The sequence below is a fragment of the Flavobacterium sp. FG68 genome, from assembly GCF_057808895.1.
In genome coordinates, this window is record NZ_JBMDIY010000029.1 from 60,701 (window position 1) to 81,608 (window position 20,908).

Consider the following 20,908-nt stretch of genomic DNA (forward strand, 5'->3'; position numbering starts at 1 on the left):
CATCAGAAAGTCTTTTTAAGCGAATTTACTTTATTGCCTCAATAAATTGCTGCATTTCTTTCATTGTTCCAATAGTAATTCTCGTCCATTTTCCGTTTTCTTCATAGATTTTGGTTCCTTCAATACTGTTGGCTTCCAATTGTTTAAAGTAATCCTTTTTATAATTTTCAAGAGAAAAATAAATAAAATTGGAATAAGACGGAATACAGGTTAAGTTAAGCCGTGTAAGTTGGTCAATCGTATATTTCTTAACTTCTTCATTTAAGGAATAAACCTCCTTGATAAATTTTTCATCATTTAGGGATGCCATAGCAGCCGCTGTTGATACCACACTAACTGATAAATTTGGAGATGATTTTAAAACGCTGAGTTCGTCAATAGTTGCTGAAGCCGCAATGGCATAACCTATACGTGCGCCGGCTAAACCATGCATTTTTGAAAAAGTTTTAGTGATAATTAAATTTTTGTTTTCCATTACAAGACTGCTTAGTGATTGCTCTTTTGTGAAATCGATATAAGCTTCATCTACAAAAACAATGGCATTTTTAGATGCTTCTTTTACAAAAGAAACCAATTGTTCGTGATCGCATATTGTTCCAGTTGGATTATTGGGATTGCAGATATAAATCATTTTTGTATCTGAATCAATGGCTTTTAACATTGCCGCTAAATCATGCTTTTTGTCTGCAGTTAACGGAACCGTGATTTTTTTTATTCCTAATTTTTCAGAAGGAAATGTCCAATAGTTGAAGGTTGTTTCGGCAAGTATGTAATTTCCCTTTTTTAAAGCAGTATGTTGAAGAACTAAATCTAAAATTTCTGTTGAACCGGCACCTAATAGAATATTATGATCAGAAACATTATTCTTTTTTGCAATAAGAGAAATTAATTCTCCCGAAAGATTCCAACCGTATCGATTGCTGCTATTGATGCTTTTTTGCATGGCGGCACGAGCGAGTGGAGAAGGACCATAGGGATTTTCATTTGATCGTAATAATATAAGAGATTTGTCTACATCTAAAGGAATGTAATTTTCTAACGAAGGATTTGCAAATGTTTCAAATGAAGTTAAACCTAATCCTATTGTGCCTAAACCTACTTGTTTTAACCAATTTCTTCTATTATTCATATTACTTAAGAATTAAATTACACAATCTGTTATAATAATATGTCGTTGAAATTGAGGAAAAGTTACTAAGGCTTTTTACCGCAAAGACGCAAAGTTTGCGCAAAGTTCGCTAAGCTTGGTTTTTATTGTGTGAATGCCTGAAAGCTTTTTTTGTTAAAAACAGGCTTCTATAAAAATTGCACCATTATAATTTGCTATACCGGCTTGGAAATCTTCTATTTTTGATAAAAGAGATTCTGCATTTTGGCTGAAATAATGAATTGAATCACTGTACATTTTTGAATAATCACTATTCATATCTTTTAAAGTCTCAAAAAATAAACCTGCAGCTTCTTTTATTTCTGTTTTCCCTTCTACACTTTCTAGCTTGTTTATTGATTCAAATTGTTCTTTTGTATTAGTTTCTGTGCTAGAAATTATAAACTTAATCATTAAGAAGGTTAAAAAATCTAATACTAAATTCATTTCTTCTGCATTTGAAAGAGTATCTAATTCTTTCCAAAAATTGTCTTTTTTAATTGTACTATAGTAGTTGTTTATACCATTGATACCAAAAAAGAATAAATCATTTTCGAACTTAGTGTTAAAGGATTCAATTTCTTCTAAGCCTAATTCAATAAGAAATTTATCAATGTCTTCATTATCATTATAATATTTATGTACCCAATCCATTATTGCCTCAAATTCAGAAGGGTTAATTTTGTAAAAATCTGTTTTTACTTTGAAAATTAATTGTTCAAATGAAATTTTTGTAAAAATTGAATTTTGGGTTATTTCAATTACATAATCTCTGAAGTTGGTAATTTGTTTGTCTTTAAAATGATATAATTGTTTAGGTTGCAATTTTATATCATTCAGTTTTGATAATAATGTAACGGATGTTTTATTCTTGTCGACTTTATAATAGTTGTAATATCCACTCATTTATCTTGTGATTTATATAGAAATAAGATTTTATTTGTTCAGCAATTCATGATACTTATCAGCAATAACCTTCATATTAATATCGTAATTAGCATTTTCTTCTACAAATTTTCTATTTCGAATAATGGCCTCATTTCGAGATTCAGGATTCTCAAAAGACCAGATTAATTCATTGGCAAGCATCTCAACATTATCAATTTTAATTAACTGTCCGTTTTCACGATGTGTAATCCAGCTTTGATTTCCCGCAATATCAGAAACAACAGGATAACAATTACAAGCCATAGCTTCAAATAATGATGCCGAAACGCCTTCGGTAATTGGCATACTAATATAAATATTCGATTGCTGTAATAATTTAGGAAGTTCAGTATTTGGGATTCTTCCTGTAAAAACTACTTTGTTTTCGATTTGCAGTTCTTTAGTTAAATCTTTTAAAAATTGCAATCTTGTTCCATCACCTACGATAGTCAGCGAAAAATCAATTCCTTTTTGATGCAAAATACCAAATGCTTTTAAAATAGAATCATGTCGGTATTCCGGTTGCAACGAACGGGTTACAATCGCTTCAATTTTATTGGAATGGTTTGTTGAAGGTGTAAAGAGTGATAAATCAATCCCTTTCGGAAGAACCAAAACTTTGTTCATGTCAACGCCAATTGCTTTCATAGAAATCGTCATGACTGGTCCCCAAGCATGAATTAAATGCGTTTTTTTAAAAGCATATTTCTGAATAAACTTTTTAAATGGATATAAAACAGAATCTTCCGGCCATAAATCAGTTCGACCTTGTTGTGCAATTGCAATAGTTTTTGAACCAGATAAAGCAGCAAGAAATCCGTAACTTGTAGTTCTTTCCGCAATAACCATATCAGGTTTTTCCTTTCTGATTATTTTTCGAATAGAAACAGGAGCGAAGAAATATTCTAAAATACGTTTGAATCGGTTAAGTTTTGAATTACTCGGAGTTTGAAGTTCCCAGGTAATAATTTCAAAATTTCCAAATTCTTTCAGGCCTTTCATCCATGTTATAGCATCGGCGCGATACGATTCTCCAAGAAAAAGTATTTTTCTTTTCATTAAATGAGTTTTTTTTGCCACAGATTTCACGGATTAAATGATTCACGATTGAAGTTGCCACGAATTACACGAATTTTCACTAATTAAATTAGTGCTAATTTGTGTAATTCGTGGCGAAAAAAATCACTTTAATCTGTGAAATCTGTGGCAGATAAAATTAAGATTCATCAGTGTCTAAAGCACGATTTATGAATTCGTTTAAAGGTTTTAGAGCAATCAGTTTTTTGCTCATTTTTGAAACGAAATCTTTTTGAGTCACTTCAGAAATATCATATTTTTGAGTCGCAGTAAAACTTTTCAGTTTTAGAAATTCAATTGCCGGATGATCTTTTTCATAACCTCTCGGCATACCTTTAAGAGAATTATTTTCATTTACATCTAAACTTCCAAATTCTTTTTTAAAATTTTTATCCGCCAAAATAGCTTCTAAATCGTCATAAAAAAAGGCAATTTCCTTGCGGACTTTTTTCAAATCTTCCGCTTCAGGTGAATAAAATCCGCCCGCTATAAAACTAGCCCCTTTTTCAATATGAACATAATATCCCGAACGATTTGCGCCTTTTGCGCCAGCCGACATCCAAACACCTAAATGTGCTTTATAAGGGGATTTATCTTTAGAAAAACGAATGTCCCGGTTAATTCTAAAAGTACAATTTTTAACCTCCAATAATTCTAGCGAAGGATCAAGCGGTTTCATTACGTCCAGAAAATCGCTCACTAACTGGTGATAATCTTTTTTGAAGATTTCGTAACGCTTTTTATTTTCCTGAAACCAATCTCTATTGTTGTTCTTTTTTAAATCGTCTAAAAATTGCAATGATTCTTTCGTAAGCATATTATGTGTTTTTATTGCAGTTGTTTTAAGTTCGCCACTAATTACACGAATTTACACTAATTTTTTAATTGCTTATCGCTCAACTTTGACAAAGTTTTAATTCGTGAAAATTCGTGTAATTAGTGGCAAAAAAACTTTACAAATTAAATATCTTATAAGTTTGATGCGTCGATTTTACAATCGCTTCGGTTCTTTCCGGGTGTGTATCTGAAATAAAAAGCTGTCCAAAAGTTTCACTATTTACCATTTCGACAATTTTGGCAACACGGGTTTCGTCCAGTTTATCAAAAATATCATCAAAAAGTAAAATAGGTTTTACACCGCTTTGCTTTTTTAGAAACTCAAACTGAGCCAGTTTCAACGCAATCAAAAAGGATTTTTGCTGTCCCTGCGAGCCGAATTTTTTTATGGGATGAGAATCAATTTCAAAAGATAAATCATCTTTATGAACTCCAGAAGTTGTATAATGTAAAGCTCGGTCTTTATTGATATTTTCCTGTAAAAGGGTCAATAAATCTTTTTCAAACAAATGACTTTCATAAACCAGCTGAACCGTTTCTTCAGAACCCGTTATAGTTTGATGATGTATATTAAATATAGGTATAAATTGTTCCAGGAAATCCTTTCTCTTTTCAAAAATCGATTTTCCGTATTCATTTAACTGCTCGTTATATATAGATAAGGTATCATTGTCGAAAGTATGATTGAGTGCAAAATATTTCAAAAGCGCATTTCGCTGTACAATGACTTTTTGATATTGAATAAGCTGATGCAGATAAGTCGAATCTAACTGCGAAATAACACTGTCCATAAATTTACGGCGTGTTTCACTTCCTTCTACAATTAAATCTCGGTCGGCCGGAGAAATAATTACCAGCGGAATAAAACCAATATGATCGGAGAATTTATCATAAGCCTTTCCGTTTCTTTTTAAAACCTTCTTTTGACCTTTCTTTAAACTGCAGACAATTTGTTCTGTTCTGTCGTTTTTTTCTAATTCGGCATCAATAACAAAAAATTCTTCTCCATGTTTGATATTTTGAACCGCCAGCGGATTAAAATAACTTTTTCCGTAAGCCAAATGATAAATGGCATCCAGAACATTGGTTTTTCCAATTCCGTTTTTTCCAACAAAACAATTGATCTTGATGTCGAAATCAAAACTGGCTTCAGCGAAATTTTTATAATTGAATAAAGAAATTTTGTTTAAATGCATTTTTAAGAAACTATAAAAAGTAAAATTTGATGTTTTTCTATTAATTCGCTGTCTTTTTTCTGTCACTCCCGATAGCTATCGGGATAAAATGATTAAAAAGATTTTTTTACATAGACTCTTTAATCTGTGTAAATCGTTGAAATCAGTGGCAAAAAAATAGTTTAGCCCAAAAAAGTGGTATTTGAAATCATCAAAAATTTGAGGGTGCAAATTATCGAAAATTATCGATATAAAGGACTTTTGGTACGTTTCAAGTTGATTTATTTTGGTGCTGATGCGAAAGGAGTTAGCGTTATTAAAAATATTTGTTTTAAAATAGTGATAAATTTGATTTTTTATGCCACAGTTTCAAGAAAAATTTTATTTTTGCCGTTCACTAAATTAATTTTAAATGGCTACTTACAATAAAAGAGGATATAAAGCACCAAAAGAGAAGGAAGTTAAAGAAGTAAATGAAGAACAACAGGTAATCATTGACGAAAAAGACAGCACAACAGCTGGTGTTTTTTCTAAATTAGACGAAACTGCTTCAAGAACTGAGGATTGGGTTGCTAAAAATCAAAAAATCATTATTGGTTTAGTTGCTGGTATTGCAGTTGCTACTATTGGTTATTTGGCTTACCAAAAATTTATTGAAAATCCTAAACAAGACGAAGCTGCAAACGAAATGTTTGTTGCACAACAGAACTTTCAAAAAGCTGTTGATGGTGTTGCAAGTGATTCATTATATAAATTAGCATTAAACGGATCTGAAGGTAAATTTGGATTTGTGAAAATCGCTGACGAATATTCTGGAACTGACGCTGGAAATTTAGCAAATTACTATGCTGGTATGGCATATTTAAATACGGGTAAATTTGACGATGCTATTAAGTATTTAGGAGAATTTAAATCAGATGATTTAATCTTAAGCGCTTTAGCAAAAGGAGCAATTGGAGACGCTTACTCTCAAAAAAACAATCAAAAAGAAGCTTTAGATTATTATGTAAAAGCTGCTGAAGCTAACAAAAACGATTTTACAACACCTCGTTTCTTGCTAAAAGCTGCTAAAACGGCTATCGCTTTAGGTCAAAAAGAAGACGCTTTAAAATATCTAAACGATATTAAAGACAACTTCGATGCAACTCCAGAAGCTGGTGCTGTTGATGCCTTGATTGGATTAGCGCAATAATAAAATTTCTAGAGTTCAGATTTTAGATTTTAGATTTGTATTTTTACAATCTGAAATCAAAATTCTAAAATCTTAAATATAAAAGATGGCTACCGAAAATAAAAATTTATCAGAATACGATAAAAACACAATCCCAAATGCGAAAGACTTTCGATTTGGGATTGTTGTTTCTGAGTGGAACGATGTTATAACAGAAGGACTTTACAATGGCGCTTTTGATGCACTTGTTGATTGTGATGTTCCTGCGCAGCAAATTATTCGCTGGAATGTACCAGGGAGTTTTGAGCTTATTTATGGTGCAAAAAAAATGCTTCAGACACAAAATGTCGATGCAGTAATCGTAATTGGATGTGTAATTCAAGGAGAAACAAAACACTTTGATTTTGTTTGTGAAGGTGTAACGCAGGGAATTAAAGATTTGAATGTTCAAACTGATATTCCGGTTATTTTTTGTGTTTTAACAGATAATAACATGCAGCAGTCTATTGACAGAAGCGGCGGCGCTCACGGGAACAAAGGAACCGAAGCTGCAATTGCTGCTATAAAAATGGCATATATTCGCCAGCAGGCCTCTATTTCACATGCTTTCAATCAGCCTTTATTAACTTCTGGAGCGCTTCAGATAGAAGATTCTCCAAGAAAGATAGAGAACGAATAAATATCTATGGATGAATTTTTCTGTAAAACAAGAGTCTTTTGGGCAATTTCTAGAATTCTGTTAAGTGTTTTTATTTTCTGGAGTTCTTTTAATATATTAGAACGTTATCCAGATTCTTCAGATTCTCCAATAAGTATGTTTATTTTGGTTTATGCAGTTTGTATCGTAATAGTTGCTATTAATGAATTTAGAGAAGAAGATTCTAACAGATTTTTTCTCTTTATAGTTGGTATAAGCTCATTCATATTTGCTCTTTTTCTTGTTTATATGACTCTTGGTCGTCTAAAACCCGGATATGGAATATTGCTTTTTGTAACTTTTGTCTGGCTGGTTTTAGTGGGATTAAAAGATATACTAGGAAATCACTTTTATATTACAGAATAAACACATTTGTTTTAAAAATATTAAAACCTATACTGTGTCACAATAGTATAGGTTTTTTGTTTTTTTTATGATTTCACATATTCAAAAAGCCAGTAGAAATTCACTAAATTTGTGCTGCTTGGTTTAGATTTAAATCAAAAATCTTAAATCGTTAATCTACAATCTAAAATTTTCAATGTCGAGTATTATTCAATTACTTCCTGATCACGTTGCTAACCAAATTGCTGCTGGAGAAGTGGTTCAAAGACCCGCTTCAGTCGTAAAAGAGCTGTTAGAAAATGCTGTTGATGCAAAGGCAACTGATATTAAATTGATTATAAAAGACGCCGGCAAATCATTAGTTCAGGTTATTGACAATGGAGTAGGAATGACCGTTACAGATGCACGTTTGTGTTTTGAACGTCACGCTACATCAAAAATTCGTCAGGCCGAAGATTTATTTTCACTTGCTACCAAAGGTTTTCGCGGCGAAGCCTTAGCTTCTATTGCGGCAATCGCGCACATGGAAATGAAAACGAAACAAGAACAAGACGAACTAGGAACGCATATTGTTATTGAAGGAAGTAAATTTGTTTCGCAGGAAGTGGCTGTTTTGCCAAAAGGAACATCATTTGCCGTTAAAAACCTGTTTTTTAATATTCCGGCACGTCGTAATTTCTTAAAATCAGATACAGTTGAATTTCGCCATGTAATGGATGAATTTCAGCGTGTAGCTTTGGCACATCCAAATATTCATTTTAGTTTTTATCATAACGGAAGCGAATTGTATAATCTTCCAGCAGCAGGATATCGCCAGCGTATTGTTGGAATTATGTCTGGTAAAACCAACGAAAAATTGGTTCCTGTAAATGAAGATACAGAAATTATAAATGTTCAGGGATTTGTGTGCAAACCTGAATTTGCCAAGAAAAACAGGGGAGAACAATTCTTTTTTGTAAACGATCGTTTCATTAAAAGCGGTTATCTGCATCATGCAGTTATGGCTGCTTACGACGGACTTTTGAAAGATGGCTCTCAACCAAGTTATTTCTTATACCTGCAAGTGCCGCCAAATACAATCGATATCAACATTCACCCCACAAAAACCGAAATTAAGTTTGATGATGAACAAGCCTTATATGCTATTTTAAGAGCTTCGATTAAACATAGTTTAGGGCAGTTTAATGTCGCTCCGGTTTTAGATTTTGACAGAGATTCAAATTTAGATACGCCTTATCATTATAAAGATGTAGAAGCAGAAGTGCCAACGATTCAGGTTGATGGAACTTTTAATCCTTTTACAGATGATAAAACCAATCAGCATTATGCAAAAGCGGGTTCAGGATCAAGTTCTGGTTATAGCTCTGGATCTTCTTCCTCTTCAAACTCATCTTCGTCTTATTCTGGCTACTCAAAAAGAGTAGAACCAACAGTAAGCTGGGAAAGTTTGTATGTTGGATTAGACGTAGAAAATGCTGAAAGTATCGAAAGTTCGCCTTTTACATTCGAAAACGAAGAAGTAACATCTTCTTTATTTAATGATGATGAGGTGGAACAGGCAACTCAAAAAACATATCAAATTCATAAAAAATATATTGTTTCGCCAATAAAATCAGGAATGATAATCGTTGATCAGCAACGCGCGCATCAACGTATTTTATACGAACAATTTTTGTTGAACATGACTGTGAATCAGGCTTCAAGTCAGAAATTGCTTTTTCCTTTAGATTTATTTTATTCTTCTACAGAAATGAAATTAATCGAAGAATTAAAACCTTCGTTAGAAACAACCGGATTTATTTTTGAAGAAGCCAAAACAGATCACATTGTAATTTCGGGTATTCCGGTAAACATTACCGAAAGTGAAGTTTCTCTTGTAATTGAACAATTACTAAGCGATTTGCAAGACGGAATTCCGGCAAGCAGTTACAGTCAAAATGATACTATTGCCAAATCGATGGCAAAAAGTTTAGCGGTTAAGACAGGATCTTATTTAACTGAAAAAGAACAAGACAATTTAGTAAACGGTCTGTTTGCTTGCAAAGATCCTAATATTTCACCTTTTCAAAAACCAACCTTCATTACCATGCGTGTTGAAGATATAGATAAAAAGTTTGCCTTATGATGAACATGACTCCAGTAGTTAAACAACTGCTAATTATTAATATTATATTTTTTATTGGTGCTCAGTTAGTGCCAGTTTCTTACGAATATTTCGCCCTCTTTTTTCCGGAAAACCCAGGATTTAAAGTTTGGCAGCCTATAACACATATGTTTATGCATGGCGGATTTGCTCATATTGCATTCAATATGTTTGCATTGTATTCATTTGGGTCAACATTAGAGCATTTTTGGGGAGCAAAGAAGTTTTTGTTTTTCTATATCTCTTGCGGACTGGGAGCTGCTTTAGTAAATTTTGCTGTTAATTATTATTTTTATCAAGATAGTTTAAATATTCTATTGGCAAATGGTTATCAAAAAGCGGATATTCTTAATCTATTAAATAGTGGAAGAATAGATACAAGATGGGAGCAGATTTTGACAGCTTCAGAATTTAAGCATTTCACGAATGCCTATTTGGGAACTGTTGTAGGTGCATCTGGTGCTATTTACGGTTTACTGGTAGCATTTACTTTTATGTTTCCTAATGCCGAACTTGGAATTTTGTTTATACCTATTCCGATAAAGGCGAAATATTTTGTACCAATTTATATGCTTTTATTTGATGGTTTTTTTGGGATTTTTGGAAGTTCTTTTATGGGAATAGATTCAGGAATAGCTCATTATGCTCATATTGGTGGAGCTTTGTTTGGATTTTTGATTATGTGGTACTGGAAAAAAAACCAGTTTAATAACAATCGATGGAATTAATTTTTAACTTTAATTGATTAAATTTAAAAACCAAAAGAAGACTTTATGAATATTCTTGACGATTTAAAACTTCAATATAAATTGGGCGGCATTGCGATGCAGGTTATTTATTGGAACATCGCTTGTTTTCTTATTTCCCTAATTTTTTTCTATCAGTTTTCTACCGGTCAGTTTGTTTTTCCAAACTGGCTTGCATTATCATCAGATCCTCAGGTTTTCGTGTTTAAGCCCTGGACATTTTTAACGTATGCATTTTTTCATTTCGGATTTTTGCATTTGTTATTTAATATGATGGTTTTAAACTTTGCAAGCAATTTATTCCTGACCTTCTTTACTCAAAAACAATACTTAGGATTATATATTTTAGGCGCAATTTTTTCAGGAATTGTATTTGCCTTGAGTTTTTATGTTTTAGGAACTTCTGCTTCAATAGTTGGCGCATCGGCCGCTATTATGGCAATTTTAGTTGCTGCAACAACTTATCAGCCTTTAATGAATGTTAGGTTATTTCTTTTTGGAAATGTCAAACTCTGGCATATTACAGGTGTAATCTTACTTTTAGATTTAATGCAGCTGCGCCTTGAAAATATGGGCGGACATATTTCGCATTTAGCCGGAGCATTTTTTGGTTTTATCTTTATTAAACTGCTTCAAAACGGAACAGATTTAAGTATTATTGTTTCTAGAATATTAGATTTCTTTGCTAATCTTTTTAGAAAATCCCCAACGACCCCATTTACAAAAGTTCATAAAAATTACAAAAAACCTACAGAAAAAGCTACATCAAGAATTGTTACAAAAGACAAAACACAGCAGCAAATTGATGAGATTTTAGATAAAATCAGCCAGTCGGGATACGATTGTCTGACAAAAGAAGAAAAAGAGTTTTTATTTAAAGCAGGAAAATAATCCTTAGCAAGAAAATATGAAAAACCTTTCGTGGTTTAATAAAATAATGTTCTTTTTGAATATAGTACTGACTGTGCTCACATTTAGTGTCTATATTTTGCCGTTTTTAGCACCTAAGAGCTTTCCGCTGTTATCGGTGCTTACTTTGTTCATGCCAGCCTTTTTTGTAGCAAATGGACTCTTCTTTTTATATTGGGCAATTCAGTTCAAAAAACGCCTTATTTTATCTGGTTTGGTTTTGCTTACCGGAATTACCTTTATCAGCAAATTCTATAAATTCTCTGCTAAAGAATATGTGAAGGACGAAAGGGATTTCTCTGTAATGAGTTATAATGTGCGTCTTTTTAATGTTTTTAAATGGCTGGATCGCGATGATATTCCAGAAAATATAAAAACATTTATCGATGAAAAAGATCCTGATATTTTGTGTGTTCAGGAATATTCAAATTCGGCGCATTTAGATTTAAAAGTGTATCCGCACCGCTATATTTTTATTGAAGGAAATCAGGTTAAGACAGGTCAGGCCATTTTTTCTAAATTTCCTATTATTGACGAAGGAAACATCATTTTTCCTAAATCAGATAATAATGTAGTTTATGCTGATATTAAACGCGGGAAAGATATTATTCGTGTTTATAATATGCACCTGCAGTCCATTAAAATTTCTCCTGACGTAAGTGAGATTTCTGATGACATTGATAAGGTAAACCAACAGAAATCACAGCGTATTTACGCCCGAATCAGTAAAGGTTTTACGCAGCAGCAGGAGCAGGCTGAAATTTTTAAGGAGCATATAAAAAAATGCAAATACCCAATTATTATTTGCGGAGACATGAATAACAGTCCGTTTTCATACGTTTACCGAAATATTAAGGGAAAACTTAAAGATGCTTTTGAAGAAGCAGGAGAAGGCTTTGGAGCTACTTATAAATTTAAGTATTATCCAGCCCGAATCGATTATATTTTCACCGATACTAAAATGAAAGTAAAGCAGTTTGAAAGCTTTTCTGATTTTGAAAATTCCGATCATTACCCAATAATGACCAGACTTTCGATTGATCAATTTTAGATTATTTTCTGAGTTTTTAAATAATCCATTGCAAATTTTCCTTCGTTAAAAAGTAAATCTAAAACACTTAAATTGTTGATAAAACCATGTTTGTCATCAAAAACCTGAGTGTATTTTTCAAATGAATTTTGATCTTTTTTTCCGTTTGCCAAATATCTGAAGTCAGAAATATTTTCTACTTCATGAAAATATTCAGCCGTTTTGCCAAATTCTATTTTCATTCGAAGACATTTTGTAACGATATCAAAAACTTCCATGTTTAAATCCATCAGGAAAGTATGTTTCTTTTCGAAAATAGGCACGATATCGTCTTCAAAATACTCAAAGAATGGCGAACTTCTATAAGCGGCTTCTAAGGATTTAAAATGCTGTTTCTGCCAGTCAAATTCGTTTTCAATCAAAACATCTTTTGTTTTCTGATGTGCAGATTTAGAATGCTTAACAGGAATGTTTAATAATTGAATTCCGTTCGGACTATAGATATAAGTTCTGTTCCTATTGGTCTGCTTTTGAAAATTATCTTCCATTTCAAAAGTTATATTCTCAGATTGAGCCATAACTGCAAAATGGCTAATGGATGGAAAATATGTAGGAAGTAATAAGGAATTCATTTGATTTTTGTTTTAAAAGTTTCAGGTTTCAAGTTTCACGTTCGCAAAGAACCTGAAACCTGAAACCTGAAACAAAAATAACATTTTTTATTTTTTATGCTTTATTCTGTTTTCTTTTTCTCCAGAAGAATTCTCCAACAAAGTATAGTGCAAGAATAATTAGGAAATATTTGAAATACGACTGCGGTTGTCCTTCGCCGTCAACAGTAGTGAAAACTCTGCTCCAGCGAATTTTGTTGATACCTTTTCCGTTAGTATCCCAGCTCATCCAGATGAAAACCGGTTTTCCTACGATGTGATTTTCCGGAACGTAACCCCAATAACGACTATCTTCAGAGTTGTGACGATTGTCTCCCATCATCCAATAATAATTTTGTTTGAAGGTATAAGTGTTAGTTTCTTTACCGTTTATGATAAATTTAGAACCACTTAATTCTAAAGTATTTCCTTCATAATTAGTGATGATTTCTTTATAAAACGGAAGTGATGTATTGGTTAAAGCAACTGTTTTACCAGCTTCAGGAATATAAATTGGACCAAAATTATCCTGATTCCATTTGTTGATATGTGGGAAAATCGCATTGTCATTTCCTTTGTCAATTTCTCTTTTTACAGCAGTAACGCCCGGAGTATTTTTCAAACGTTCAGCACTTGCTTCGGTTAAAGCTCTAAAATAAAGCGTATCCCTTTTTTCAGTTCTAAAACCTGCAGGATCTGTAATGTCTAATTCTTTAAATAAAGATTCAAAATCAATAGATGTTTTTCCATCTAAAGCTACAGAATAAGAATATTGAGGTTTTGCTCTTTCCGGTAAAATAAGTTTTTTTCCGTTAATGAAAACAAATCCGTCTTTAATTGATAAACTGTCGCCAGGAATACCAACACATCTTTTTACATAATTTGATTTCTTATCGATTGGCTTAATAACGCCCGGTCTTCCTTTTGGTTCATAAAAATAATGTACCGTATCAACCGGCCAGTTGAATACTACAATGTCATTTCTTTTTATTTGTTCAAAAGCAGGAAGTCTGAAATATGGCAGTTGCGGCCAGCTTAAATATGATTTTCTTTTTGTTAATGGAATAGAGTCATGGACCATTGGTAATGCAACAGTTGTCATAGGAACTCTAGGGCCATAATTTACTTTACTTACAAATAAGAAATCTCCAATTAATAATGATTTCTCTAAGGAAGAAGTTGGGATTGTATAAGGCTGGATAACATAAGTATGTACTAAAGTTGCAACGATTATTGCAAAAAGCAAAGAACTTACCGTATCTGCTGTTTTGTTTTCAGGAGTTAATTTTCTGTCAGCGTTGTATTCTAATTTCTGTGTGTAATTTACATAGTAGATATAAAAGCCAAGAGTGAAAATCCCTAAAATAGTATCTAAAGTTGATTTTTTACCAAAGGTTCTAAGTGTTTCAACCCAAATAACCGGAAACATAATCAAGTTAATAATTGGAATGAAAAGTAATAATGTCCACCAGGTTGGTCGGCTGATAATTTTCATTAAAACAATTGAATTATATACCGGAATTGCCGCTTCCCAGCTTTTTCTCCCTGCTGCCTGATACAATTTCCAAGTACCAACGAAATGAATAATTTGAACAGCTAAGAAAAATACGAACCAAGAGTAAAGAGTCATAATATAGTATTTTAAGTTTCAAATTCGGGATTGAATATTTGTTTAATCCAGAATTTTTATCAATTTATTGTAAGTTTAATACATCTTTCATAGTGAAAATCCCCTGTTTTCCGGCAAGCCATTCTGCAGCGATAACAGCGCCAAGGGCAAAACCTTCACGATTATGAGCAGTATGTTTGATTTCAATGCTGTCAATAGCCGAATCGTAGTTTACGGTATGTGTACCCGGAACTTCTCCAATTCTTTTAGCTTCAATATGAATTTCACCTTTTTTTGCTTCGTCTAAAGTCCAGTTAGAATAGTCACTGTTTTGAATAACGCCTTGTGCTAAAGAAATCGCAGTTCCGCTTGGAGCATCCAATTTGTGAATGTGGTGAATTTCTTCCATCGTAACTTTATAAGAATCAAATTGATTCATGATTTTGGCTAAATATTCATTTAAACCAAAGAAAATATTTACTCCCAAACTGAAATTTGAACTGGAGATAAAACCTCCTTTTTTCTCGTTGCAAAGAGCAATCATTTCATCGTAATGTTCCAGCCATCCTGTTGTTCCGGAAACTACAGGAACATTAGCATTAAAAGATGCAGAAATATTGTCGACTGCCGCTGACGGAACGCTAAAGTCAATCGCAACATCTGCAGTCGAAAGTCCGTCGTATGTATTGAATTCGTCTTTCTTTAAAACAATTTCATGACCTCTTTCTAAAGCAATTCGTTCGATTACTTTACCCATTTTTCCGTATCCTAAAAGCGCAATTTTCATTTTGTGTGTTATTTGTAAGTTTTAAATAGAAGAAGCTATTTAAAAACGATAATTAAAAGTTAGTCCGACGTTTGGTTTAAATGTTACATCGGCGGGATAAATTTCTGGACGAAGTGATAGTCTTTCGTTTACGTTAAATTGAATCAAAGCCGCATCAACATTAGCATCGATAATATTTAAAACATAAAAACCAACAACAAATAAGGCAGATAAATCTCTGTTTCGCTGATAAAATTTCTGACCGGCAATAAGTCTGCTTTCGTCAAGAAATTGATATTTATCATCATTATAGCCTTCTAGTCTTCGTTTGTAGGCATCACGATAATCATGATATTTTTTATTGTTATCAATATAAAAGTATAAACTTGTACCAATTGCTCCGTAAACAAGCGGAACTTTCCAGTATTTTTTATTGTATGCCTGACCCAAACCAGGTAAAATAGCCGAATAAAAAGCTGCTTTTGCAGGTGTAAGCGGATCTATTTCTATTAATGCAGTTGTGTCTTTAACGACTAAAACCGTGTCTTTTTTTACCTGGGCAAAAAGAGAAACGGTTCCTATGAGAAAGAACAATAGACTTATGGGGACAATTTTATTCACTATCCGTTTATTAATTTTATAATTCGATTAAAGTCGGCTTCAGAATTAAAAGGAATTGTGATTTTTCCTTTTCCGTTACCAGCGACTTTTATATCAACTTTCGAACCAAAATAATCATTGAAAGTATTTTTTTGTGTTTCTCTAACCACAAACGAAGATTCAGCTTTAGGTTTTCCTTCTGCTTTTGGTTGCTGACCTTCGTGATAATTTTTAACTAAGGCTTCAGTTTCACGAACAGATAAATTTTGACTTACGATTTTTTGGTAAATATCAGTCTGAACGTCTAAATCTTCAATATTAATGATAGCACGACCGTGTCCCATACTAATGAAACCATCGCGAATACCAGTTTGAATAATTGGATCCAGTTTTAAAAGACGTAAATAATTGGCAATCGTAGAACGTTTTTTTCCAACGCGCTCGCTCATTTGCTCTTGTGTTAATTGAATTTCGTCAATTAAACGCTGGTAAGAAAGTGCGATCTCGATTGGGTCTAAGTCATGACGCTGAATGTTTTCAACCAATGCCATAACAAGGGACTCATTGTCATTAGCAATACGAATATATGCCGGAACATGAGTTAAACCAACTAAAGTTGAAGCACGTAAACGACGTTCTCCAGAAATTAACTGGTATTTATTAAAATCTAATTTTCGAACAGTAATAGGCTGAATTACACCAAGTTCTTTAATAGAAGTAGCTAATTCGCGTAATGATTCTTCATTAAAATTGCTTCTAGGCTGAAACGGATTTATTTCGATAGCACTTATTTCAAGCTCAATAATATTTCCAACAACCTTATCAGCATTTTTGTCTTCTACTGATGTAATGTCGTTTTCCGGATCTTTTAATAACGCTGATAATCCTCTTCCTAAGGCTTGTTTTTTAATTGCTTTTGTCATAAAAACTATTTACTGTTTTTCTTTATAATTTCTTGAGCTAAATTAATGTAATTAACCGCACCTTTACTTGTAGCATCATAATTAATGATACTTTCTCCAAAACTTGGTGCCTCACTTAATTTAACATTTCGCTGAATAACGGTGTCAAAAACCATATCGTTAAAGTGTTTTTGAACTTCTTCAACTACTTGATTAGATAAACGTAATCTTGAATCATACATTGTAAGTAATAATCCTTCGATGTCTAGATCAGGGTTGTGAATTTTTTGAATACTTTTAATTGTGTTCAATAATTTTCCTAATCCTTCAAGTGCAAAATACTCACATTGAATTGGAATTACTACTGAGTCGGCAGCTGTTAAAGCATTCAAGGTTAATAAACCTAATGAAGGCGCACAGTCGATAATGATAAAATCATATTCTTCTTTTGCTTCTTCTAATGCTTTTTTAAGCATATACTCACGATTTTCTTTGTCAACCAATTCGATTTCGATAGCAACAAGGTCAATGTGAGCAGGGATCACGTCAACATTTGGAGCTGAACATTTTAAAATAGCTTCTTTTGGTGTTATTGTATGTTCAAGAATTTGGTAAGTTCCAAGTTCAACAGATTCTACGTCAATTCCAAGGCCAGATGTAGCATTAGCCTGAGGATCAGCATCGATCAATAATACTTTTTTCTCTAAAACACCTAATGAGGCTGCAAGATTTACAGATGTTGTAGTTTTTCCAACGCCTCCTTTTTGATTAGCAATCGCAATGATTTTGCCCATTTATTTTCTGAATTTTGAACCGTAAAAATACAATTATTTATGGTTTTTGAAAATCTATTTTGTTAACATTTGTGAAACTTCGCTTAATCGTTGTTTCGTGCGTGTTCGGCAGAAATTAATTTAAGTTTTGAGCAGAATTACAGACCAGATTTTGGTCATGATGAAAGTTGTTTTGCAGTAAAAGTGAACGAATTTAAAATTTACTTTGTAGAAATGATCTCATTCTGTTTTTTCTTTTCTAAAATATTAATAATAAAAAATAATGAACAGGTTTTTTATTTTATAATCTCAATTTTTACATAAACTAAGCCGCTCTTTATATTTGAAGCAATGTTCATAAAAGCTCTTTTGCTTAAGTCAATTTCTCTTCCTTTAATAAAAGGCCCTCTGTCTGTAACTACTACTATAACGCATTTGTTATTTTTTTCGTTTGTTACCCTAAGTTTTGTACCAAAAGGAAGTTTTTTATGCGCAGCAGTCAAATCATCATTGTTGAATCTTGCACCGCTTGCTGTTTTTCTTCCGTTAAATTTATCATGATAATAAGAAGCGTGAGCATTTTCTTTATATAAGATATACTGATCGTTTTCAGTGCCGGGATCTGTATCAGTTGAATTTTCTTGTGCTGTAACCGTTGCAGAAAAAGCTAGAGCAATATAGAGTATTATTATTTTCATTTTCTAATTTCTATTGGGCGCAAAAAAAATCTATTATGGAAAAATGAGAATATCGTATACGGTTTATTTATGTTATTAAAAGGCATATTTGGCGCCGTTGTATAGTTTTTGATAAGAAAATTGAAAGATACAGGTTAAAGATTATGACTATTTTAGAATCCCTAAAAAACTATTAAACCAAAAACAATTTTTATGATTAAAAAGTTAACCTCAGTATTTACTGCATTTGCGTTTATGCTGATTCTATGCAGTTTTGCAACGTCTAATTCATCTGATGAAAAAAAACAGGAAAATAAGATAGAAGGCAAAATTGTTTACAATAAGAAAAAACATAGCATAACATTATCTTGGCCGGCATTTGGCTCTTCGGGAAATTATGTGATCACAAGAGGAGGAAGTCGTTTGGCATCCAATTTTGTTTCTGTGAGCTCAACTTCTAAATTGACCTTTACAGATAATAAACCAAATAAAAATAAATACGAGAACTATTATAAAATAACTCGTAACGATATAACAATCATGGTTTCGCTGGAGAACCAAATTTTTGGAAGTAATATGTATTTCTACGATAGAAAATATGAAAAAGCAGAAACGGCACGAATTGATATTAATTCGCAATTTAGTGCTATTGATCTGGGCGGAGCAAATGGTGAATGGACAACAAAACGTCAGGCATATTATTTAAAAGCAAATGTTGATGGACAAACTTACGATTCAGGCGGGTCGGGATCTGCATCATCGGCAGAAGCCAATTCAATAGAATTAGGATTCTACTCTCATATTGGAGGTTTGGGCAAAGTGCCATCAGATGTTAAATTGGGTTCTATTTTTACAAGACCTCACCTTTCTGGCGGAGCAAATGCTACCTGTACATTTTGGCGTTCTGTAGAAAATGTAGAAGTAATGCGAGATTTTGCATGGACAGTTTCTCAATCCACCAGTGCACGAAGAATGCTGATTGAAAATACTTCGAAATATATTTCAGATATTGGGAATACCAATTTTTGGGGAAGTGGTGGTTTTATTGCCGATACTCATTATACATCAAACAGACCAAACTGGGGCGGACAGCAGCAATGGTACACCAGAAATGCTATTTTTCCTTCCGGTTCGGGAGCTATGGGAGGCTCGTATAATATGGTTTGGCAAGGCTGTGTTAATCCTCCGCAAGCTGATGATACCAATTCTCCAATTCCTATTACACCTATTATAAGAGAAAAACCTTTTCTTTTTATTGATAATGATGGCGAATACAAAGTATTTGTTCCGGCATGGCAAAAAGATAGAGTAGGAGTTTCATGGTCGTCAACAGACATGGGTAAGGGAAAAGTTCAGGATTTACTTATTGATTGGTATGTTGCTAAAGAAGGTGACACCGATGTAGAAATTAATAATGCGTTAAAAGCAGGTAAAAATATATTTTTTACACCAGGTCATTATGCATTGAATGCGCCTATTCAGGTAAATAGAAAAGATGCAATTCTTTTGGGTGCTGGTATAGCTTCGGTAACGTTGGAACCTACTGAGAAAAATACTTGGGGATGTATTTATGCCGATGACAAGGACGGAATTATTATTGCCGGACTTTTGACAGATTCATTTAATAGTACAACTTATCAGGTTAGAATTGGTGAAGAAGGTGCAAAAGCAGATCATTCTGCAAATCCTATCTTACTATCAGATATTACTTGTAGAGTAGGCGGGGTTCAGTCAAAAAATATTCAGATACATACTGCTATGCAAATAAACAGCAGTAATGTGGTGGGTGACCATTTCTGGTTATGGCGTGCTGATCATGGTTCGCAAAAAGGTGGAGATTTGCGATGGACAAGAGACAGATGCAAAAACGGACTTATTGTTACTGGTAATGATGTTACGCTTTATGCGCTGTTTACGGAACACTTTCAGGAATATGAAGTTTTATGGTTAGGAGAACGCGGCAGAACTTATTTCTTCCAAAACGAGCCGCCATACGATGCTCCAAATCAAGCAAGCTGGAGTAGCCAAGGAGGTAAAGTTGATGGTTATGCAGCATTTAAAATAGCCAATACTGTAAAAGAGTATCATAGTATAGGAATGGGTTCTTATGCGGTTTTTACAGGAACTGATGGCAAAGTGAATAAGAAAAATGGTTTTGAAGCGCCTAATAGTCCAAATGTGAAACTTGAAAAAATGTGTATTACTCGTTTTGCCGGCCCGGGAAATATTCAAAATGTTATTAATGGTATTGGCGGAAGCACAGCAACTGGTGTAAAACGTGTGGCATTATACAATAATGGTGAAGGTACGCAGCCTTTCGATGAAGAATTTAATTTGCCTAGTAAGGAATCGTTTCCTGCTTATATAAATATGGAAAAATAAGTAAAACATACATATTTTAAAATGAAACCTCTAGAGATAGATATTTCTTTAGAGGTTTTGTTTTTAATATAGCCCACGGTTTCAACCGTGGGGACACATTGATAATCACAATACGTTTCCCGTGGTTGAAACCACGGGCTATGTTTTAAATGAGATAAATTTTAGAAATCTATAATGTTATTGATTTTATATTTCAGTTTATTGCAAAAAAAAAGTCTTCTCAAGTAAATGAAAAGACTTTTGTCGGGGTGGCAGGATTCGAACCTGCGGCCTTCCCGATTTTCAATCGGGACGCGATAACCGTTCTATCGTATGTTTTTATATTTCAGTTTATTGCAAAAAAAA

Annotated in this window: 20 protein-coding genes; 8 read left to right on the top strand and 12 right to left on the bottom strand. The window is 33.1% G+C overall.

Going from position 1 to position 20,908, the window contains the following annotated elements:
• Positions 1 to 25 precede the first annotated feature (25 nt).
• The 5 genes from ACODSB_RS17595 to recF all read right to left on the bottom strand — a co-directional run bounded on the left by ACODSB_RS17595 (position 26) and on the right by recF (position 5,184).
• Positions 26 to 1,129: a pyridoxal phosphate-dependent aminotransferase gene (locus ACODSB_RS17595; protein WP_488938008.1), complete on the bottom strand. Its 1,104-nt coding sequence runs from the start codon at positions 1,127 to 1,129 to the stop codon at positions 26 to 28.
• A gap of 153 nt (positions 1,130 to 1,282) precedes the next feature.
• Entirely contained in the window at positions 1,283 to 2,053 is a 771-nt protein-coding gene (locus tag ACODSB_RS17600; RefSeq protein WP_488938009.1) for a hypothetical protein, read from the bottom strand.
• Between the two features lie 30 nt (positions 2,054 to 2,083).
• Positions 2,084 to 3,133 (bottom strand): glycosyltransferase family 4 protein, encoded by a 1,050-nt coding sequence (locus ACODSB_RS17605; protein ID WP_488938010.1) that lies wholly within the window; start codon positions 3,131 to 3,133, stop codon positions 2,084 to 2,086.
• 157 nt (positions 3,134 to 3,290) lie between these two features.
• On the bottom strand, positions 3,291 to 3,968 hold the full coding sequence (locus ACODSB_RS17610) for a DUF2461 domain-containing protein (protein WP_488938011.1): 678 nt from the start codon (positions 3,966 to 3,968) through the stop codon (positions 3,291 to 3,293).
• 136 nt (positions 3,969 to 4,104) lie between these two features.
• On the bottom strand, positions 4,105 to 5,184 hold the full coding sequence (gene recF, locus ACODSB_RS17615) for a DNA replication/repair protein RecF (protein ID WP_053472399.1): 1,080 nt from the start codon (positions 5,182 to 5,184) through the stop codon (positions 4,105 to 4,107).
• Positions 5,185 to 5,575: 391 nt separating this feature from the next.
• Here recF and ACODSB_RS17620 point away from each other — a divergent pair, with 391 nt between their 5' ends.
• The 7 genes from ACODSB_RS17620 (at position 5,576) to ACODSB_RS17650 (ending at position 12,225) form a co-directional block, all read left to right on the top strand.
• Positions 5,576 to 6,355, top strand: coding sequence for a tetratricopeptide repeat protein (locus tag ACODSB_RS17620; RefSeq protein WP_053472397.1), 780 nt, complete (start codon positions 5,576 to 5,578; stop codon positions 6,353 to 6,355).
• Positions 6,356 to 6,440: 85 nt separating this feature from the next.
• Positions 6,441 to 7,013, top strand: a complete 573-nt coding sequence (ribH, locus tag ACODSB_RS17625) for a 6,7-dimethyl-8-ribityllumazine synthase (protein WP_053472396.1) — start codon at positions 6,441 to 6,443, stop codon at positions 7,011 to 7,013.
• 6 nt (positions 7,014 to 7,019) lie between these two features.
• Positions 7,020 to 7,397, top strand: coding sequence for a hypothetical protein (locus ACODSB_RS17630; protein ID WP_488938012.1), 378 nt, complete (start codon positions 7,020 to 7,022; stop codon positions 7,395 to 7,397).
• Positions 7,398 to 7,572: 175 nt separating this feature from the next.
• Positions 7,573 to 9,501, top strand: coding sequence for a DNA mismatch repair endonuclease MutL (gene mutL / locus ACODSB_RS17635; RefSeq protein WP_488938013.1), 1,929 nt, complete (start codon positions 7,573 to 7,575; stop codon positions 9,499 to 9,501).
• Positions 9,498 to 10,247, top strand: a complete 750-nt coding sequence (locus ACODSB_RS17640) for a rhomboid family intramembrane serine protease (protein ID WP_053472393.1) — start codon at positions 9,498 to 9,500, stop codon at positions 10,245 to 10,247. Before mutL ends, ACODSB_RS17640 begins: the two co-directional genes overlap by 4 nt.
• 45 nt (positions 10,248 to 10,292) lie before the next feature.
• On the top strand, positions 10,293 to 11,156 hold the full coding sequence (locus ACODSB_RS17645; RefSeq protein WP_180860653.1) for a rhomboid family intramembrane serine protease: 864 nt from the start codon (positions 10,293 to 10,295) through the stop codon (positions 11,154 to 11,156).
• Positions 11,157 to 11,172: 16 nt separating this feature from the next.
• Complete coding sequence (locus tag ACODSB_RS17650) at positions 11,173 to 12,225, top strand: endonuclease/exonuclease/phosphatase family protein (RefSeq protein ID WP_488938014.1); 1,053 nt, start codon at positions 11,173 to 11,175, stop codon at positions 12,223 to 12,225.
• Here the strand turns inward: ACODSB_RS17650 and ACODSB_RS17655 are convergent.
• The 7 genes from ACODSB_RS17655 to ACODSB_RS17685 all read right to left on the bottom strand — a co-directional run bounded on the left by ACODSB_RS17655 (position 12,222) and on the right by ACODSB_RS17685 (position 18,202).
• Entirely contained in the window at positions 12,222 to 12,836 is a 615-nt protein-coding gene (locus ACODSB_RS17655; RefSeq protein ID WP_488938015.1) for a WbqC family protein, read from the bottom strand. The genes ACODSB_RS17650 and ACODSB_RS17655 overlap by 4 nt on opposite strands.
• 94 nt (positions 12,837 to 12,930) lie before the next feature.
• Positions 12,931 to 14,484 (bottom strand): signal peptidase I, encoded by a 1,554-nt coding sequence (lepB, locus tag ACODSB_RS17660; RefSeq protein WP_488938016.1) that lies wholly within the window; start codon positions 14,482 to 14,484, stop codon positions 12,931 to 12,933.
• Positions 14,485 to 14,548: 64 nt separating this feature from the next.
• Positions 14,549 to 15,250: a 4-hydroxy-tetrahydrodipicolinate reductase gene (gene dapB, locus ACODSB_RS17665; RefSeq protein ID WP_053472388.1), complete on the bottom strand. Its 702-nt coding sequence runs from the start codon at positions 15,248 to 15,250 to the stop codon at positions 14,549 to 14,551.
• Between the two features lie 39 nt (positions 15,251 to 15,289).
• Positions 15,290 to 15,850 (bottom strand): DUF5683 domain-containing protein, encoded by a 561-nt coding sequence (locus ACODSB_RS17670; protein ID WP_488938017.1) that lies wholly within the window; start codon positions 15,848 to 15,850, stop codon positions 15,290 to 15,292.
• The gene (locus tag ACODSB_RS17675) at positions 15,850 to 16,752 is read right to left on the bottom strand and encodes a ParB/RepB/Spo0J family partition protein (protein WP_053472386.1); all 903 of its coding nucleotides are present in this window, start codon (positions 16,750 to 16,752) and stop codon (positions 15,850 to 15,852) included. The genes ACODSB_RS17670 and ACODSB_RS17675 overlap by 1 nt, the downstream gene beginning before the upstream one ends.
• 5 nt (positions 16,753 to 16,757) lie before the next feature.
• Positions 16,758 to 17,525 carry a ParA family protein gene (locus ACODSB_RS17680; RefSeq protein ID WP_053472385.1) on the bottom strand — a complete coding sequence of 256 codons (768 nt, stop codon included), beginning with the start codon at positions 17,523 to 17,525 and terminating at the stop codon, positions 16,758 to 16,760.
• Positions 17,526 to 17,800: 275 nt separating this feature from the next.
• A complete protein-coding gene (locus ACODSB_RS17685; protein WP_488938018.1) occupies positions 17,801 to 18,202 on the bottom strand; it encodes a septal ring lytic transglycosylase RlpA family protein in 402 nt (133 codons plus the stop codon).
• Between the two features lie 192 nt (positions 18,203 to 18,394).
• Here ACODSB_RS17685 and ACODSB_RS17690 point away from each other — a divergent pair, with 192 nt between their 5' ends.
• The gene (locus ACODSB_RS17690; RefSeq protein WP_488938019.1) at positions 18,395 to 20,563 is read left to right on the top strand and encodes a hypothetical protein; all 2,169 of its coding nucleotides are present in this window, start codon (positions 18,395 to 18,397) and stop codon (positions 20,561 to 20,563) included.
• Positions 20,564 to 20,908 lie beyond the last annotated feature (345 nt).

Coding starts and splice junctions, on each gene's coding strand:
- ACODSB_RS17595 (WP_488938008.1), bottom strand. CDS start 1,129: ATGAATAATAGAAGAAATTGGTTAAAACAAGTAGGTTTAGGCACAATA.
- ACODSB_RS17600 (WP_488938009.1), bottom strand. CDS start 2,053: ATGAGTGGATATTACAACTATTATAAAGTCGACAAGAATAAAACATCC.
- ACODSB_RS17605 (WP_488938010.1), bottom strand. CDS start 3,133: ATGAAAAGAAAAATACTTTTTCTTGGAGAATCGTATCGCGCCGATGCT.
- ACODSB_RS17610 (WP_488938011.1), bottom strand. CDS start 3,968: ATGCTTACGAAAGAATCATTGCAATTTTTAGACGATTTAAAAAAGAAC.
- recF (WP_053472399.1), bottom strand. CDS start 5,184: ATGCATTTAAACAAAATTTCTTTATTCAATTATAAAAATTTCGCTGAA.
- ACODSB_RS17620 (WP_053472397.1), top strand. CDS start 5,576: ATGGCTACTTACAATAAAAGAGGATATAAAGCACCAAAAGAGAAGGAA.
- ribH (WP_053472396.1), top strand. CDS start 6,441: ATGGCTACCGAAAATAAAAATTTATCAGAATACGATAAAAACACAATC.
- ACODSB_RS17630 (WP_488938012.1), top strand. CDS start 7,020: ATGGATGAATTTTTCTGTAAAACAAGAGTCTTTTGGGCAATTTCTAGA.
- mutL (WP_488938013.1), top strand. CDS start 7,573: ATGTCGAGTATTATTCAATTACTTCCTGATCACGTTGCTAACCAAATT.
- ACODSB_RS17640 (WP_053472393.1), top strand. CDS start 9,498: ATGATGAACATGACTCCAGTAGTTAAACAACTGCTAATTATTAATATT.
- ACODSB_RS17645 (WP_180860653.1), top strand. CDS start 10,293: ATGAATATTCTTGACGATTTAAAACTTCAATATAAATTGGGCGGCATT.
- ACODSB_RS17650 (WP_488938014.1), top strand. CDS start 11,173: ATGAAAAACCTTTCGTGGTTTAATAAAATAATGTTCTTTTTGAATATA.
- ACODSB_RS17655 (WP_488938015.1), bottom strand. CDS start 12,836: ATGAATTCCTTATTACTTCCTACATATTTTCCATCCATTAGCCATTTT.
- lepB (WP_488938016.1), bottom strand. CDS start 14,484: ATGACTCTTTACTCTTGGTTCGTATTTTTCTTAGCTGTTCAAATTATT.
- dapB (WP_053472388.1), bottom strand. CDS start 15,250: ATGAAAATTGCGCTTTTAGGATACGGAAAAATGGGTAAAGTAATCGAA.
- ACODSB_RS17675 (WP_053472386.1), bottom strand. CDS start 16,752: ATGACAAAAGCAATTAAAAAACAAGCCTTAGGAAGAGGATTATCAGCG.
- ACODSB_RS17680 (WP_053472385.1), bottom strand. CDS start 17,525: ATGGGCAAAATCATTGCGATTGCTAATCAAAAAGGAGGCGTTGGAAAA.
- ACODSB_RS17685 (WP_488938018.1), bottom strand. CDS start 18,202: ATGAAAATAATAATACTCTATATTGCTCTAGCTTTTTCTGCAACGGTT.
- ACODSB_RS17690 (WP_488938019.1), top strand. CDS start 18,395: ATGATTAAAAAGTTAACCTCAGTATTTACTGCATTTGCGTTTATGCTG.